The organism is Marinitenerispora sediminis (assembly GCF_003336425.1).
Taxonomy (GTDB): domain Bacteria; phylum Actinomycetota; class Actinomycetes; order Streptosporangiales; family Streptosporangiaceae; genus Marinitenerispora; species Marinitenerispora sediminis.
In genome coordinates, this window is record NZ_QEIO01000128.1 from 1 (window position 1) to 15,666 (window position 15,666).

The window sequence follows — 15,666 nt, forward strand, 5'->3', positions numbered from 1 at the left end:
CCCCCGCTCGCCCGCCGCCGGGTCAGCGGATCCGGCAGCAGTCCGGGCCGCAGGTGTGCCCGGCCGATAGGCTCGGCGGTGTCCCACCGTCGCCGGATCGGAGGCATCTTCCATGGGCCACCCGTGGCATGAACTGGCCGACTACCTCGCCCTTCCCCGCGTCGGCGGACTGCGGCTCTCGCCGGACGGCACGCGGCTCGTCGCCCCGGTCGGTGAACTCGACTCCGCCGGGACCGCCTACGCGACGGCGCTGTGGGAGATCGACCCGGCGGGCGAGGCCGAGCCCCGCCGGCTGACCCGCTCCGCCGAGGGCGAGAGCGCACCGGAGTTCCTGCCGGACGGATCGCTGCTGTTCGTCTCGAAACGGCCCGCACCGGAGGCGCCCGCGGGAGAGGAGGCCCGTCCGGCGGTGTGGCTGCTGCCCGCTGACGGCGGCGAGGCCCGCCGGGTCGCCACCCGGCCGGGCGGCATCGGCGGGGTGGCGGTCGCGGGGGAGGCCGGCACCGTGGTGTACCGCTCCGACACCCACCCCGGCGCGGCGGACGCGGAGGCTGACGAGGCGGCGCGCAAGGCCCGCTCCGACGCCGGCGTCACCGCGATCCTGCACGAGGAGTCCCCGGTGCGCTCGTGGGACCACGACCTCGGCCCCGCCCGCCCCCGGCTGTTCGCGGCCGATCCGCCGGCCGGTCCGGCCGCGCCGCTCGGCGCGGAACGCGACCTCACCCCCGACCCCGGGACCGCGCTGGTCGACCAGCCGCACGTCCTCAGCCCCGACGGCCGCACCGTCGCCGCCGGCTGGCGGCGCCCCAGCGGGGGCGGGGGCTGGTACGAGACGCTGGTCGCGATCGACACCGCCACCGGCGACCGCCGCGACCTCGCCGCCGACCCCGACTTCGACTTCAGCTCCCCGGGCTTCTCGCCGGACGGCCGCTCCGTGCTCACCGTCCGCGTGTTCGAGGGCCGCCCCGACGGCGACCCGCGCTCCGCGACGCTGTGGCTGGTCGACCTCGCCACCGGCGAGGGGCGCGACCTGCTGGCCGGGCACGAGCTGTGGCCGCGCGAGCACGCGTGGGCCCCCGACTCCACCGCCGTCTTCTTCACCGCGGACCTGGACGGCCGCCGGCCGCTCTTCCGCCTGGAACTGGCCGACGGCACCCTCACCCGGCTCACCGCCGACCACGGCGCCTACAGCGAGCTCAACCCCGCGCCGGACGGCCGGACCGTCTACGCGCTGCGCGACTCCGTGGACGAGCCGCCCACCCCGGTCCGGCTGGACGCCGCCGCCGAGGGCGAGCCGGTCCGGCTGCGCGCGCCCGGCCTGCCGCTGCCGCCGACCGGTCGGCTCACCGAGCTGGAGACCACCGCCGACGACGGCACCCGCGTCCGCGCCTGGCTGGTGCTGCCCGCCGAGGCCTCGGCCGAGTCGCCGGCCCCGCTGCTGCTCTGGGTGCACGGCGGTCCGTACATGAGCTGGAACGGCTGGAGCTGGCGGTGGAACCCGTGGCTGCTGGCCGCCCGGGGCTACGCCGTGCTGCTGCCCGATCCGGCGCTGTCCACCGGGTACGGGCAGGAGATGCTGCGCCGCGCCTGGGGCGAGTGGGGGCCGCGCGTCTTCGCCGACCTGATGTCCGTCACCGACGCCGCCGCGGCCCGCGACGACATCGACGCCGAGCGCACCGCCGCCATGGGCGGCTCCTTCGGCGGCTACATGGCCAACTGGATCGCCGGCCACACCGACCGGTTCCGGGCCGTCGTCACGCACGCCGCGCTGTGGGAGCTGACCGGGTTCGGCGGCGCCACCGACTACCCGTGGGTGTGGGAGCGCGAGTTCGGCGACCCGTTCGCCGACCACGAGCGCTACGCGCGCAACTCGCCCCGGCGCGCCGCGCGCGACGTCCGCACTCCGATGCTCGTCATCCACGGGGACAAGGACTACCGGGTCCCCGTCGGCGAGGGGCTGCGGCTGTGGTGGGACCTGCTCCGCCACGAGGTCGACGCCAAGTTCCTGTACTTCCCCACGGAGAACCACTGGATCCTCAGCCCTGGCAACATCCGGGTCTGGTACGAGACCGTGTACGCCTTCCTCGACCACCACGTGCTGGGGAAGGAGTGGCGCCGGCCGGAGCTGCTCTGACGGCCGCCGCGCCCGAACGGGGGGCGGCCGCCCGGCGGCCCCCGCACCGACGAGTGAGTGAAGAGGGGAATCACCATGACCGCGGTCGAACCGCGTGACCTGCTGGACCTGGCCGTGGCCGTCGCCCGGGAGGCCGGGGCGCTGGCGGCCGAGGGCCAGGAGAAGGTCGCGGTCCTCGACACCAAGTCCTCGCCGACCGACGTGGTCACCGAGATGGACCGGGCGACCGAGGAGCTGATCCGGTCCCGGCTGCTGGCCGCCCGCCCGGGCGACGCGGTGCTCGGGGAGGAGGGCGGCGCGGCCACCGGCTCCTCCGGCGTCCGCTGGATCGTGGACCCCATCGACGGGACCGTCAACTACCTGTACGGCAGGGCCGAGTGGGCGGTGAGCATCGCCGCGGAGGTGGCCGGGGAGGTCGTGGCGGGCGTGGTCGCCGCGCCGGCGCGCGGTGAGCTCTACACCGCCCTGCGCCACGGCGGCGCCCACCGGGACGGGCTCCCGCTGCGGGTTGCGCCGGCGGTGCCGCTGGAGCTCGCGCTGGTCGCGACCGGGTTCGGGTACGGGAGGCCGCGCCGCGCCCAGCAGTCCGAGGTCCTGCGCCACGTACTGCCCAGGGTGCGCGACATCCGGCGGGCCGGGGCGGCGGCCCTGGACCTGTGCGCGCTGGCCGCGGGGCAGGTGGACGCCTACTACGAGCGGGGCCTCAACCCGTGGGACTGGAGTGCGGCGGCGCTGGTCGCGGAGGAGGCCGGTGCCCGAGTCGGCGGCCTGCACGGAGCGCCGCCGAACCCGGAGCTGACCATCGCGGCCCCGCCGGGGCTGTTCGAGGAGCTGCACGACCTGCTCGCGCCCACCGGGGCCGACACCGACGGCTGACCCGGCCGCGGGCGGCCGCGCGTCCGGCCTGCCGCGACGGCGCGGCGCCGCCGAGGTCCCCGGGGACCTCGGCGGCGCCGGCGTGAGCGGGGGACCACCCGTGCGGCTACGCGCAGCGGGGGTCGATGCCGTTGCGGGCGGCGATGCGGAGCAAGTCCTCCAGATCCGACGCGTGGGCGTCGGCGAGGTGGTCGTCGCCCGCGACCCGCGCGGCCTGGAGCGACCGGGAGGTTTCGTTGATGCGCCCCCGGATCTCCGACAGGAACTCGCCCATCATCACACTCCTCTCTCACACCACAAGGGGTTGGCGGATGCTGGCCATACCCACGCGGGCGGCCCGGGAAAACCGCCGGCGGCCGATGTTCACCAATCGGTAACACGCCGATCCGCCCCGACCCGGCCCGGTCGAGCAGCCGTCTCCAGGGTGTCCTGGGCCACATTTCCAGAGAATGGCCAGATCTTATTTCTTTCTTATCCAGCGCGTGTCACATTCGAGATGTGCGGGGTGAACGTCGCTGCCGGCGGTTGGGGGATTCGCCGGCAGCGACCCCGCATGTCCGGGGACGTGCTCCCCGGCGACGATCCGGCGCCGCCGCGTGATCAACGGTGCTCACCAGTGGTCTAGTCTGGCCTGTGACTCCGTGTCCGTCTCACGGCCGCCCGGTCCCACCCAGGCCGTCGCGTCCCAGCGAACGCGGGTCGGCTCGTATGGACTCTCCGAGTGTCATCCGAGGTCGCGGACCCCGCGGCCGTCGTACGGCGTGATCGTGACGGTTTACCCCGTCCTTATCCAAGCCGTGCGATAACGGTTGACGCAGCCGGGGGTAAACGCCGCTGCCGGTGTGTTGGGGGATGCGCCGGCAGCGGCCACACCGGCCAGGTTGAAGTGAAGGACACCAGTGCGCGTACTTGTGGTCGAAGACGAACAGGTCCTCGCCGACGCGGTCGCGGTCGGTCTCCGGCGGGAGGCCATGGCGGTGGACGTCGTCTACGACGGCGACAGCGCCCTGGAGCGCACCAGTGTCAACGAGTACGACGTCATCGTGCTGGACCGCGACCTCCCCGGAACCCACGGCGACGACGTCGCCCGCTCCCTGGTGGACGAGAGCTACACCGGCCGCATCCTCATGCTCACGGCCGCGGGCGAGCTTGACGACCGGGTCGCGGGCCTCACCCTGGGCGCCGACGACTACCTGGCCAAGCCGTTCGCCTTCGCGGAGCTCATCGCCCGCGTCCGCGCGCTCGGCCGCCGCGCCGCCCCGCCGCTGCCGCCGGTGCTGCGCCGCAGCGGCATCACCCTCGATCCCGCCAACCACACCGTGTGGCGGGACGAGCGCGAGGTCGGCCTGACCCCCAAGGAGTTCGCCGTGCTCGAGGTGCTCATGCGCGCCAACGGCACGGTGGTCAGCGCCGAGGGGCTGCTGGAGAAGGCGTGGGACGAGAACGCCGACCCCTTCACCAACGTCGTCCGGGTCACGGTCATGACGCTGCGCAAGAAGCTCGGCGAACCGGCGGTCATCCACACCGTGCCCGGCGCGGGGTACCGGATTTGACCTCCGACGGGGCGTCCGCGCCCGCCGGGGCCGGCCGGGCCGGCGGGTTCCCCGTGCGCGAGGGCGGTGCGCACACCCATCCGCCGGTCTCTCCCGGCGAGGTGCCGCCGACCCCGCCCGGCGACACCGGCACCTGGCGGCGGCTGAGCACGCCGGCCACCGCCCCGGCGGTCGCCCGCGGCGCGGGCGGCCCGGACCACATGCACCGGTTCACCGACAACATCAGCCTGCGGATGCGGCTCACGCTCATCTACGGGATGCTGTTCTTCGCCGCCGGCTCGCTGCTCGTGCTGCTGAACTACGTCATCGTCGCCAGCGTGCTGGACAACCTGGAGTTCACGGTGGCGCCCGGGGCCTACACGCTCGACCCCGCCATCGTCGAGGAGGCCAAGAACAGCTTCATCGAGAGCGTCCTGGGCCAGGTCACCCGGTTCTCGATGATGGCACTGGTCATCGTCGGGTTCCTCGCCGTGGCGCTCGGGTACGTGGTCGCCGGCCGTGCGCTGTCGCCGCTGCACAAGATCACCCGGACCGCCCGCCGGCTCTCCGAGCGGTCGCTGCACGAGCGCATCGCGCTGTCCGGCCCCGACGACGAGATCCGCGAGCTCGCCGACACCTTCGACGACATGCTGGAGCGCCTCGACCGCGCCTTCGACGGCCAGCGCCGGTTCGTCGCCAACGCCTCGCACGAGCTGCGCACCCCCCTCGCCATCAACCGGACGCTGCTGGAGGTCGCGCTGGCCGACCCCGAGGCGTCGGCCGACCTCCGGACCGTCGGCCGCACCCTGCTGGAGACCAACTCCCGGCACGAGCGGCTGATCGACGGCCTGCTCTTCCTCGCCAAGAGCGACCGCGAGCTCGACGTGCGCACGCTGGTCGACCTCGGCGAGGTCTCCGCCACGGTGCTCAGCCAGCTCTCCCAGGAGATCGAGGCGTCGGGGCTGCACGTCCGCTCGGACGTGCTCAGCGCGCCCGTCGTCGGCGATCCGGTGCTGCTGGAGCGGCTCGTCGGCAACCTGGTGGAGAACGCGCTGCGCTACAACGTGGCGGGCGGCGAGATCACCGTGCGCTCCGGCACCTACGACGAGATGCCCGCGGTGCAGGTCGAGAACTCCGGCCCGGTCATCCCCGCCTACGAGATCGAGGGGCTGTTCGAGCCGTTCCGCCGCGGCTCCGGCGACCGGACCGGCTCCAAGAAGAGCGCGGGCCTCGGGCTGTCCATCGTGCGCTCCGTCGTCCGGGCGCACGGCGGCAGCGTGCTCGCCTGGCCGCGGGCCGGCGGCGGGCTCGTCGTCACCGTCCAGTTCCCCGTCGCGCACCGGCGCTCCGACGGCGACGGCCCCGCGGTGTCGGCCGGGCGCTGAGGAGGCCCGTCCACCGCCCCCGACCGGCTGCGCGGCGCCCGCCGTCCGTGATATTCATACGTGTCCGATGACACGGCCACCCGAGGTCCGGAGTGGTGCGCAGGGTAGGTATGCTCACCCGGGCGTGACGACGGCGGGAATTTTTCTGGCCGTTAACGTGTCTGTTCTTCCCTTGGCATCCGGTGCGAGTACCCGCGCTCCGACGGGTGCGAGGAAAGACGAGGAAACTGGTCAGAATCCTTCGGGCGTTGGGTAGCACATGGGAATGAACCGAGTCGCGGTCGGGTCACGCACCGACCGGGTTCGGCCACACGGCGCTGCCACGCGGTGCGACAGCACCCGGGAGGGGTCACAGTCCACGCACGCCGCGAGAATTTCTGGCCGATTCGGGCACAAGTTTCGTCTCTGGAGCGTTACAACCCGCGCGATGAGGCATAGAACGAGGGGGATGGAGTAAGACAGATGGCCACCGACTACGACAGCCCGCGGAAGACCGACGAGGACCTGAACGAGGACAGCCTTCAGGAGCTGCAGGCGCGTCGGGTGGACAAGGGCACCAGCACCATCGACGTCGACCCGGACGAGGTCGCCGAGGGGATGGAGCTACCGGGTGCGGACCTCTCCGGCGAGGAGCTCGCCGTCCGGGTGCTGCCCCGCCAGGCCGACGAGTTCACCTGCTCGCGCTGCTTCCTGGTGCACCACCGGAGCCAGCTCGCGGAGGAGCGCAACGGGCAGCTCGTGTGCAAGGAGTGCGCTGCCTGAACCAGGCGGCCTCCCTCTCCGCTGCCTCGACGGTCGAAGAACAGTGGCTGGTGATGCGTCTCCGAACGGAGGCGCATCACGCTTTTTCCGGACGGCCCCCGATCGTCTACGTTGAGGGCGGAGGAGCCCACGGGCACCACGGCGGACGGGATGGGGCGATCATGACCGGCAGCGCGCACGGAGAGCGGACCGGCCCGCAGGACGAGCCGGACCGCGCGGAGCGGCCCGACGCCGCGCGGGAGGCCGGGGACGCGGAGCGGCCCGACGCCTCGGCGCGGGCGGCGGCCGGGACCGACCTCGTGCCCCGCGGGCCGGCCGGCGACGACGTCGGGGACCTCGTCACCCGGCTGATGTCGGACGAGGGCGCCGACAGCGGGCGGCGGGTCCGGCTCATGGGCCGGCTCTCCCGCGCCCTCGCCGCCCGGGCCCGGGCGGCCGGGGCCAGGGGCGTGGCCGGCGGCCGGTGGCTCACCGAACTCTTCGCCACCGAGATCGCGCCGCGCATCCCGGTGCGCGACCACGAGACCCTGAGCCGGCACCACCGGGGGCTGGCCGGCGAGGACCTGGCCGACGCCCTGGAGCGCAACGCGGTCCGGGCCACCACCGCCGTGGGCGCCGCCGGCGGCGCGCTGGCCGCCGTCCAGTTCACCGCCCCGCCGCTGCTGCTCACCGCCCCGGCGCAGATCGTCGCGGAGACCGTCGTGGTGGCCGCGATCGAGGTCAAGCTCATCGGCGAGCTGCACGAGGTCTACGGGGCGCCCGCGCCCGGCACCGCCCTCCAGCGGACCTCCGGCTACCTCGTGTCCTGGGCGAAGCGGCGCGGTATCGACCCGCTCCAGGCGGGGGAGTCGGTCACCGCGGCGCTGGGCGCCGCCGCCAGGACGGCGCTGCGCAACCGGCTGATGCGGCTGCTGGGCCGGCACCTCACGACCCTCGGCCCCTACCTGACCGGCGCCGTCGCGGGCGGAACGCTCAACCGCGCGGGCACCCGGGCCCTCGCCGCCGCCGTCCGCGGCGACCTGCGGGCCGCCGCGCTGCCGGAGGCGCGCAACGTCCGGCGCCTCGGCTCCGCCCGCGGCCGGGCGCTGCCCCGGGGCGGGAGGTAGCGGGCGGCCGCCGCGGCCCCCGCCACCTCCGGGCCGGGGCTCAGACCGGCAGGTCCTCGATCTTCCGGTGCCGGCGCGGGGCGAGCCGCTTGTGCGCGGCCCGCACCGCCAGCACCCGGGCGACCTCCATGCCGACGCCGGTCACCACGGCCCAGCCCAGCGCCTCGCCCAGGCCGATGTCCGGCGACTCGGGGTCGCTCGGCGGCTCCTTGCCGACCGCCCGCGTCCAGGCGAAGGTGATCACCTTGCGCGCGGCGTAGCCGGCCGCCAGCGCGGCCACGCCGCCGACGATCCGGGCGGCCAGCTCACCGTCCTTGTCTGCCATGTGCATCGATCGCTTCCGTTGTCGTGTCCGTACCGCCTGCGGCACGTGCCGAAATACTGCCATGGCCGGCGGCGGCGCCGCAGCGGCCCCGCCCCCGGGCCGGACGCCCGGGAGGCCCGCGGCGCCGGCGGTCCGGGCGGCGCCGCGGGCCTGTGGAAAGCGGGAGCGATCACGGCCGGAACACCAATACCATTGGCTTTATGACCAACCGCTCTCGTTCCCTCCGCGTGCCCGACAGGCCCTCGCTCGACGGTATCGAGGAGAAGTGGGTAGACGTCTGGGACGAGTCCGGCGTGTACCACTTCGACCGCACCCGCGAACGCGGTGACGTGTTCTCCATCGACACCCCGCCGCCCACGGTCTCCGGTTCGCTGCACATCGGCCACGTGTTCTCCTACACCCACACCGACGCCGTCGCCCGCTTCCAGCGCATGCGCGGCAAGGCGGTGTTCTACCCCATGGGATGGGACGACAACGGCCTGCCCACCGAGCGCCGGGTGCAGAACTACTACGGCGTCCGCTGCGACCCCTCGGTGCCCTACGACCCCGACTTCGCCCCGCCGGCCAAGCCCGACCCCAAGCGCCAGGTGCCCATCTCGCGCCGCAACTTCATCGAGCTGTGCGACCGGCTCACCGCGGAGGACGAGAAGGTCTTCGAGGCCATCTGGCGCCGGCTCGGGCTGAGCGTCGACTGGCGGCACACCTACGCCACCATCGACGCCGACGCCCGCACCGCCGCGCAGCGCGCCTTCCTGCGCAACCTCGCCCGCGGCGAGGCCTACATGTCCGAGGCCCCCACGCTCTGGGACGTCACGTTCCGCACCGCGGTGGCGCAGGCCGAGCTGGAGGACCGCGAGCGGCCCGGGGCCTACCACCGGCTGGCCTTCCACCGCCCCGGCGGCGAGCCCGTGCACATCGAGACCACCCGGCCCGAGCTGCTGGCCGCCTGCGTCGCGCTGGTCGCCCACCCCGACGACGAGCGCTACCAGGACCTGTTCAGCGGCACGGTGCGTACGCCCGTCTTCGGGGTGGAGGTCCCGGTGCGGGCGCACCGGCTGGCCGACCCCGAGAAGGGCTCGGGCATCGCCATGATCTGCACCTTCGGCGACACCACCGATGTCACCTGGTGGCGGGAGCTGCAGCTGGAGACCCGCCCCATCATCGGCTGGGACGGCCGCATCGTCGCCGAGCCGCCGGCGGGTCTGGAGACGGAGGAGGCCCGGCTGGCCTACGGGCGGCTGGCCGGCGCCACCGTGCACACCGCGCGGGAGCGCATGGTCGAGATGCTGCGGGAGTCCGGCGACCTCGTCGGCGAGCCCCGGCCCATCACGCACCCGGTGAAGTTCTACGAGAAGGGCGACAAGCCCCTTGAGATCGTCACCACCCGGCAGTGGTACATCCGCAACGGCGGCCGCGAGGCGGAGCTGCGGGGCCGGCTGGTCGAGCGCGGGCGCGAGCTCACCTGGTACCCGGCCTTCATGCGGGCCCGCTACGAGAACTGGGTCGAGGGCCTCAACGGCGACTGGCTGGTCAGCCGCCAGCGCTTCTTCGGTGTGCCCTTCCCGGTCTGGTACCCCCTCGACGCCGAGGGCAACCCGCGCTACGACGCCCCCATCGTGCCCGACGAGTCGGCGCTGCCGGTCGACCCCAGCTCCGACGTCCCGCCGGGCTACACCGAGGACCAGCGCGGCCGGGCCGGCGGCTTCATGGGCGACCCCGACGTCATGGACACCTGGGCCACGTCCTCGCTGTCGCCGCAGATCGCCGGCGGCTGGGAACGCGACGAGGACCTGTTCCGGCGGGTGTTCCCCATGGACCTGCGCCCGCAGGGGCACGACATCATCCGCACCTGGCTGTTCGCCACGGTGGTGCGCTCGGAGTTCGAGCACGGTTCCGTGCCGTGGCGGCGCACCGCGCTGTCGGGGTGGATCCTCGACCCCGACCGCAAGAAGATGTCGAAGTCCAAGGGCAACGTCGTCACGCCCATCGACCTGCTGGAGAAGTACAGCTCCGACGCCGTGCGGTACTGGGCGGCCAACGGCCGGCCCGGCACCGACACCGCGTTCGACGAGGGCCAGATGAAGATCGGCCGCCGGCTGGCCATCAAGATCCTCAACGCCAGCAAGTTCGCGCTGTCGGTCGCCGGCGAGGACGCCGCCGCGGACCCCGCGGCCGTCACCGAGCCGCTGGACCGCGCCATGCTCGCCGCGCTCGCCGAGGTCGTCGAGGACGCCACCTCCGCCTTCGAGGGCTACGACTACACCCGGGCGCTGGAGCGCACCGAGCGGTTCTTCTGGGACCTCTGCGACGACTACCTGGAGCTCGTGAAGGTCCGGGCCTACGACAGCGAGTCGCCGGCCGGGGCCTCCGCGCGCAGTGCGCTGCTCATCGCGCTGTCCGTGCTGCACCGGCTGTTCGCCCCGTTCCTGCCCTTCGTCGCCGACGAGGTGTGGTCCTGGTGGCAGGAGGGCTCGGTGCACGCCGCCCGCTGGCCCGAGGCGGCCGAGTTCCGCTCCGCCGCGCAGGGCGGCGACCCCGCCGTGCTCGCGGCCACGGCCGAGGTGCTGCGCGCCGTCCGCAAGGCCAAGTCCGAGGCGAAGCTGTCCATGCGCGCCGACGTCGAGCGGGTCATGGTCAGCGGCAAGAGCGCGGAGTACGCGCGGCAGTCGCGGGCCGACATCGCCGCGGCCGGGCGCGCCGCGGCGCTGGAGTTCGAGACCACCGACGAAGCCGAGCTCCGCGTCGAGGTCACGCTGCCCGCGGCGGCCGAGTGACACCACGGGCGCCCCGCCCCCGGCGGGGCGGGGCGCCCGGTCGCGCGCGCTAAGCTCGCACAATGTGAGAAGCCAACCCCGTGACACCGGGCCGGTGCCGATCCAGGTCCGCCGGATCGACCCCGACCTGCCACTTCCTGGCTACGCCCACCCCGGCGACGCCGGCGCCGACCTGGTGACCGCCGAGGACGTCGAACTCGCGCCCGGCGAGCGCGCCACGGTGCGCACCGGGATCGCGGTCGCGCTCCCGGACGGCTACGCCGCCTTCGTGCACCCCCGCTCCGGACTGGCGGCGCGACACGGCCTGACCGTGGTGAACGCGCCAGGGACCGTCGACGCGGGGTACCGTGGCGAGATCAGGGTGACCCTGCTCAACACCGACGCGCGCACCCCGCTGCGGCTGTCCCGCGGCGACCGGATCGCGCAACTGGTCGTGCAGCGGGTCGAGCGGGTGGTGTTCCACGAGGTGGATACGCTGCCCGAGTCCGTGCGCGGCGTGAACGGGTTCGGGTCCACCGGCGGCCACGCGGCGCACGCCGCGCCGCCGGCCGCCGACCGCTAGCCGCGGCGGCCCGAGCGGGCGGACGGCGGTGCCGGCGCCGCCGGCGGACCGAGAGCAAGGAGCCCCGGGCGGTCCGGGACGAGTCTGGACCAGCCCGAGCGGCTGCGGAGCGGGATAGCACAGCCCGAGCGGCTGAGAACCGGGATAGCCAGCCCGAGCGGCTGCGGAGCGGAAAAAGAGGTGCAGGCGTGTTCGGACGCCGACGCAAGAAGAGCGAACAGAACGGCGCGGGCGACCCCGCCGAGGTCGTCGAGCGCCCCAGTACCGTGTCCGAGCCGGCCAAGTCCGACGACAGATTCCGGGCCCAGGGGCCCTGGGACGCCTCGGAGGCCGCGCCGGAGACGCAGCGGGTCGACCTCGGTGGTCTGCTGGTGCCGTTCGGCCCCGACATCGAGGTCCAGATGAACGTGGCCAAGCCGCACAACCGCGTCATCGGTGTCACGGTCGTCAACGGCCGGACCTCCCTGCAGGTCCAGCCGTTCGCCGCGCCCAAGAGCAGCGGCCTCTGGGACGAGGTCCGCGAGGAGATCTCGGCCGAGATCACCCAGGCCGGTGGCAAGGTGGAGGACTTCGAGGGCACCTTCGGCCCGGAGCTGCGCGCCATCATCCCGGTGCCCGGCAAGACCACCGAGCAGGGGCGCCAGCTGGGCCAGCCCGCGCGCTTCATCGGGGTCGACGGCCCGCGCTGGTTCCTGCGCGGCGTGATCCGCGGCGAGGGTGCGACCCAGCCGGCGGTGGCGGCCCGCATCGAAGAGATCTTCCAGAACATCGTGGTGGTCCGCGGCGACCTGCCGATCCCGCCGCGCGAACTGCTGGAGCTCAAGCTGCCGCCCCAGGCCCGCCCGGTGGGCACCGCCGCGGCCCCCGGCCGCCACGAGCGCCCGGCCGCGCCGGCTCCCGCCGGCACCGGCGAGCCGGGCGGCGACGGAGCCGCGTCCGAGGACTAGGGCACCGCCGGCCTTCTGTCCGGCGGCCCGCTATGCGCACGGGGGTGCGGCCGTCCGGTGACGGCCGCACCCCCGTGCGCGTTGCCGGCGTGCGCGGCCGGCGGCCGGTTCCGGAACCGGGCGGCTCGCGGAGAGGAGGCCGGCGGCCTTCCGGCGCCGCGTGGCGCACTGCCGCCGGTACGCCGCTCCGGTGCGCACGCGCCCCAGCCGTGCCGGTCGAGCGGGTCAGCGAGCGGTGTCCGCCGCCGGTCCCGGGTCCTCCGGGTCGGTCACGGCGCCGAGGAACAGGATCGCCGAGCGGCGGCGCAGCACGAACGTGAAGGGCCGGTCCACCGTGAAGACCACGGGGCGCTGCGGCACGAACGACGCCAGGCGCATGACCACGGCCGTCGCCGCCGCGCCCTCCGCGCCCTTCTCGTCCACGCGCAGCCGGGCCTGGTGGACCACGGCGTCCACCCGCAGCGGCGCCGCCGAGACGCCGGACAGGTCGGCGGCGTCGGTGAAGAGCGTGCGCACCCCGGCCGCCCCCAGCGGTGCCGACAGCTCCGCATGCCAGTCGAGCTCGAAGCGCGGCAGCGCGAGTGCCACCTCGGCCGGTTTCGCGGCCCGGTACAGCCGGCGCAGGGTGTCCGGGGTCAGCGCGCCGCCGGTGGGCTCGTCGGGCAGCAGTACGTCCAGCGCGAGGTCGTGCTCGCCGGCGAGCGTCACCATGCGCCACCCCTTCGCGGCGGCGTAGGGCACACTGCCGGTGCGGCGCATCATCGGGACCTGCCGTTCGCCGGCGGGGGTACGGAACGGCCCCGGTGCGGTGCGCTCCGGCTCGAACGGCGTGCTCCAGCGCAGGTACACCCACAGGGCGTTGACCAGCAGCGCCCGAGTCCGGGCCGAGACGTCGCCGGGCCGCAGCAGGCCGGTGATCATGCCGCGGGTCAGTTTCGCGACCTCGGCGTTGACCTCGGCGCGGACGCCTTCGGGGCTTCCGGCGAAGTCGGCGGGGTGCACGGCGGCGTTCGGCCGGCCCCGCAGCTCCCCCTCGAACGCGCTCTCCACGGGGAGGTCGCCGCGCACCCACAGGCCGGTCGTCGTGGCGAGCTCGGGCCCGTCGGTGACGGCGTCGTCGAGGGCGGCGAGGTGGCCCGGAAGGTCCGCGCCCAGCAGCCCGGTCAGCTCCTCGCGGGTGGTGCCCCGCGCGCCGGTGGCCACCAGGCCGAGCGCGGTCGCTACGGAGTAGGGCGACCAGACCAGCCCCGGGGCGCCGCCGGCAAAGAGCTCGGCGTGCAGCCGCAGCGCGTAGTCGAGGTGGTCGGAACGCGGGGCGACGGTCATCGGCGGGCTCCTCGCGAGTGGACGGCCTTCTCGCCAGTCAGCCTACGCACCACCGCGTCCCGGGGCCATGAGAGCCCGCGGGCCGCCGCCAGCGGCCGCCGAGCGCCCCGGTGTCCGCCCCATGCGGCGCCCCGCCCGGACGCGGCGGCCCCTCGGCGGCGCCGGCCGGGGCTGCCCGCACGCCGGCATCCACCCAGCTGGATTGCGTTTTCCGAGCGGCTTCCGGAGGCGCGGCGCGGTCGATGTGGTCCGTACGTGATCGGAGACCCCGCCCACCGCCCGGAGCGCCGCGCGACGTCGAACGCATGCTGCGAACGATTTTGGTCGGTGTCGTTGACGCGGAGTTTACCGCCGCTTAATCTGAGCCTCCAGCGTGAGCAAGCGCTTTCCTTAAATTGATTTATCCAGCCGGAGGCTGGTCCTCGACGTCGCGGCCGTGCGGGCCGGCCGTCCTGGCCGGGTGCGCGACCGTCGCGGCCGCGGCCGCCGTCGTGGGGCTGCGCGCGGCAGCGGCGTGGCGGCCCGGCGCCTCCTGGCGGCGGGCGATCGCGCACGCCGGGCGGTGCGCGGCCGGGGCCCCGCGCGGTTCGCAGCTGCTCGCCGCGGCGCTGGCCGCCGCGGCCGCCGGCGCGTGGGCGCTGCCGCCGCTCGCCGTGCCGATGACCGGCTGCCTGCAGCTGGCCGCGGTGGCCGTGCAGCGGAGGTCGCCGCTCTGAGGCGGTCCGTCCGGATCAGGCGCGCGGGCGCGCGTGAAACCCGGGGAAAGATCGGACCGGTGATCGGCTGTTCGAATGGCCCGGGGATCGGCCGTCGCCTAGGCTGGGACCCGGACCAGGCCGGACGCCGCCCGCGCGCGGCGCTGGCACGCAGCGAACGGGAGCACCATGACCGACCATAACCGGACGGCCGACACCGGGCGCGGCCCGGACTCCGCAGGTCCCGCCGGCGGCGGCGACCAGGACGCGGCGCGGCCGGTCTCGGAGCAGACGGTCGAGGCGGTCATCCGCGGGCAGCTGGCCAAGGCGCTCGGCGGCAAGCGCGGCATGGCCGAGGCCGCGGTGCCGACCATCGCGTTCACGGGCACCTACCTGCTGACCACCGAGCTGCGGACCGCCCTGTGGCTCGGCGTGGGGGCGGCGGTGCTGCTCGCGGCCATCCGGCTGGTGCAGCGCTCCTCGGTGCAGTTCGTCGTCAACAGCCTGTTCGGCATCGGCATCGCCGCGGTCTTCGCGCTGCGCAGCGGGCAGGCCGAGGACGCCTTCCTGCCCGGCATCATCTACAACGCCGTGTACGCGCTCGTGCTCATCGTCACCATCCTGGTGCGCTGGCCGGCCATCGGGCTGCTGATCGGCGCCGTCACCGGCGACCCCGCGGGCTGGCGGGCCAATCCGGCGATCCTGCGGCTGAGCTCGCGCCTGACCTGGCTGCTCGTGCTGCCGTGCGTCGTCCGCGTGGCCGTGCAGTACCCGCTCTGGCTGTTCGGCGGCTCGGACGTGGTGGGCTGGCTCGGCATCGCCAAGATCGCCATGGGCTGGCCGCTCCAGGTGGCGGCACTGGCCGCCATGGTGTGGCTGCTGTCGCGGGACCGCACCCCCATCGAGCAGCCCGCGCAGCCCGCCGAGCCCGGCGGGCGCTGAGGGCCGCCCCCGGCTCCGCCCGGGAGCCGGGCGCTCAGCCGGGGCCGAGCAGCTGCGCGAGGGCGTCGGTGTCCTCGGAGCTGCTCAGGAAGATCAGGTCGTCGCCGGCCGCCAGCACCGTCTCGGGGTGCGGCGCCCGCACGTGCCCGCGCCGGACGATCGCCACCAGCACGACGTTGGCCGGCAGGTCGGCGCAGAGCTCGGCGGCCGGGCGGTCGGCGTGCGGCGCGTCCACCGGCAGCGTCAGTTCGAGCAGGTCGGTGTCGGGCAGTGCCATGAGCGCGAGCGGCTCCCCGGCCC

The 15,666-nt window shown here is 74.6% G+C and carries 15 protein-coding genes; 11 read left to right on the top strand and 4 right to left on the bottom strand.

Translation table 11 applies throughout. The features are described from left to right. Window positions 1-112 precede the first annotated feature (112 nt). Together DEF28_RS20720 and DEF28_RS20725 are read left to right on the top strand one after the other, a co-directional pair. Window positions 113-2,134 carry a S9 family peptidase gene (locus DEF28_RS20720; protein WP_114397557.1) on the top strand — a complete coding sequence of 674 codons (2,022 nt, stop codon included), beginning with the start codon at window positions 113-115 and terminating at the stop codon, window positions 2,132-2,134. A gap of 75 nt (window positions 2,135-2,209) precedes the next feature. Beyond that, a complete protein-coding gene (locus DEF28_RS20725; protein ID WP_114397558.1) occupies window positions 2,210-3,010 on the top strand; it encodes an inositol monophosphatase family protein in 801 nt (266 codons plus the stop codon). A gap of 106 nt (window positions 3,011-3,116) precedes the next feature. On the opposite strand, the gene DEF28_RS27665 is transcribed toward DEF28_RS20725, so the two are convergent. After that, on the bottom strand, window positions 3,117-3,287 hold the full coding sequence (locus DEF28_RS27665; protein ID WP_158562889.1) for a hypothetical protein: 171 nt from the start codon (window positions 3,285-3,287) through the stop codon (window positions 3,117-3,119). Window positions 3,288-3,909: 622 nt separating this feature from the next. Here DEF28_RS27665 and DEF28_RS20730 point away from each other — a divergent pair. From DEF28_RS20730 to DEF28_RS20745, 4 genes are all read left to right on the top strand, one after another. Beyond that, window positions 3,910-4,563, top strand: a complete 654-nt coding sequence (locus DEF28_RS20730; protein WP_114397559.1) for a response regulator transcription factor — start codon at window positions 3,910-3,912, stop codon at window positions 4,561-4,563. 53 nt (window positions 4,564-4,616) lie between these two features. Beyond that, the gene (locus DEF28_RS20735; RefSeq protein ID WP_114397571.1) at window positions 4,617-5,927 is read left to right on the top strand and encodes a sensor histidine kinase; all 1,311 of its coding nucleotides are present in this window, start codon (window positions 4,617-4,619) and stop codon (window positions 5,925-5,927) included. Window positions 5,928-6,389: 462 nt separating this feature from the next. Then, the gene (locus DEF28_RS20740) at window positions 6,390-6,689 is read left to right on the top strand and encodes a DUF4193 domain-containing protein (protein ID WP_078762498.1); all 300 of its coding nucleotides are present in this window, start codon (window positions 6,390-6,392) and stop codon (window positions 6,687-6,689) included. 161 nt (window positions 6,690-6,850) lie between these two features. After that, window positions 6,851-7,795: a hypothetical protein gene (locus tag DEF28_RS20745; RefSeq protein WP_233515442.1), complete on the top strand. Its 945-nt coding sequence runs from the start codon at window positions 6,851-6,853 to the stop codon at window positions 7,793-7,795. Between the two features lie 40 nt (window positions 7,796-7,835). Here DEF28_RS20745 and DEF28_RS20755 read toward each other — a convergent pair whose 3' ends face one another. After that, on the bottom strand, window positions 7,836-8,120 hold the full coding sequence (locus DEF28_RS20755) for a DUF4235 domain-containing protein (protein WP_114397572.1): 285 nt from the start codon (window positions 8,118-8,120) through the stop codon (window positions 7,836-7,838). 200 nt (window positions 8,121-8,320) lie between these two features. Between DEF28_RS20755 and valS the strand changes: the two genes are divergently transcribed. The 3 genes from valS (at window position 8,321) to DEF28_RS20770 (ending at window position 12,403) form a co-directional block, all read left to right on the top strand. Next, window positions 8,321-10,894, top strand: coding sequence for a valine--tRNA ligase (valS, locus tag DEF28_RS20760; RefSeq protein WP_114397560.1), 2,574 nt, complete (start codon window positions 8,321-8,323; stop codon window positions 10,892-10,894). Window positions 10,895-10,958: 64 nt separating this feature from the next. Further along, complete coding sequence (gene dut / locus DEF28_RS20765) at window positions 10,959-11,456, top strand: dUTP diphosphatase (protein ID WP_374058094.1); 498 nt, start codon at window positions 10,959-10,961, stop codon at window positions 11,454-11,456. Between the two features lie 188 nt (window positions 11,457-11,644). Then, entirely contained in the window at window positions 11,645-12,403 is a 759-nt protein-coding gene (locus DEF28_RS20770) for a DUF3710 domain-containing protein (protein WP_114397562.1), read from the top strand. Between the two features lie 225 nt (window positions 12,404-12,628). Here the strand turns inward: DEF28_RS20770 and DEF28_RS20775 are convergent, their stop codons facing one another. Then, window positions 12,629-13,729 (bottom strand): serpin family protein, encoded by a 1,101-nt coding sequence (locus DEF28_RS20775; RefSeq protein WP_114397563.1) that lies wholly within the window; start codon window positions 13,727-13,729, stop codon window positions 12,629-12,631. A 395-nt stretch (window positions 13,730-14,124) separates the two neighbouring features. Here DEF28_RS20775 and DEF28_RS20780 point away from each other — a divergent pair, with 395 nt between their 5' ends. Further along, complete coding sequence (locus tag DEF28_RS20780) at window positions 14,125-14,445, top strand: hypothetical protein (protein ID WP_147280103.1); 321 nt, start codon at window positions 14,125-14,127, stop codon at window positions 14,443-14,445. A 168-nt stretch (window positions 14,446-14,613) separates the two neighbouring features. Further along, window positions 14,614-15,366 carry a DUF3159 domain-containing protein gene (locus tag DEF28_RS20785; RefSeq protein ID WP_114397565.1) on the top strand — a complete coding sequence of 251 codons (753 nt, stop codon included), beginning with the start codon at window positions 14,614-14,616 and terminating at the stop codon, window positions 15,364-15,366. Between the two features lie 34 nt (window positions 15,367-15,400). Here DEF28_RS20785 and DEF28_RS20790 read toward each other — a convergent pair. Further along, window positions 15,401-15,666, bottom strand: a 266-nt coding sequence (locus tag DEF28_RS20790; RefSeq protein WP_233515443.1) for a TrkA C-terminal domain-containing protein, incomplete at its 5' end; no start/stop codon positions are given.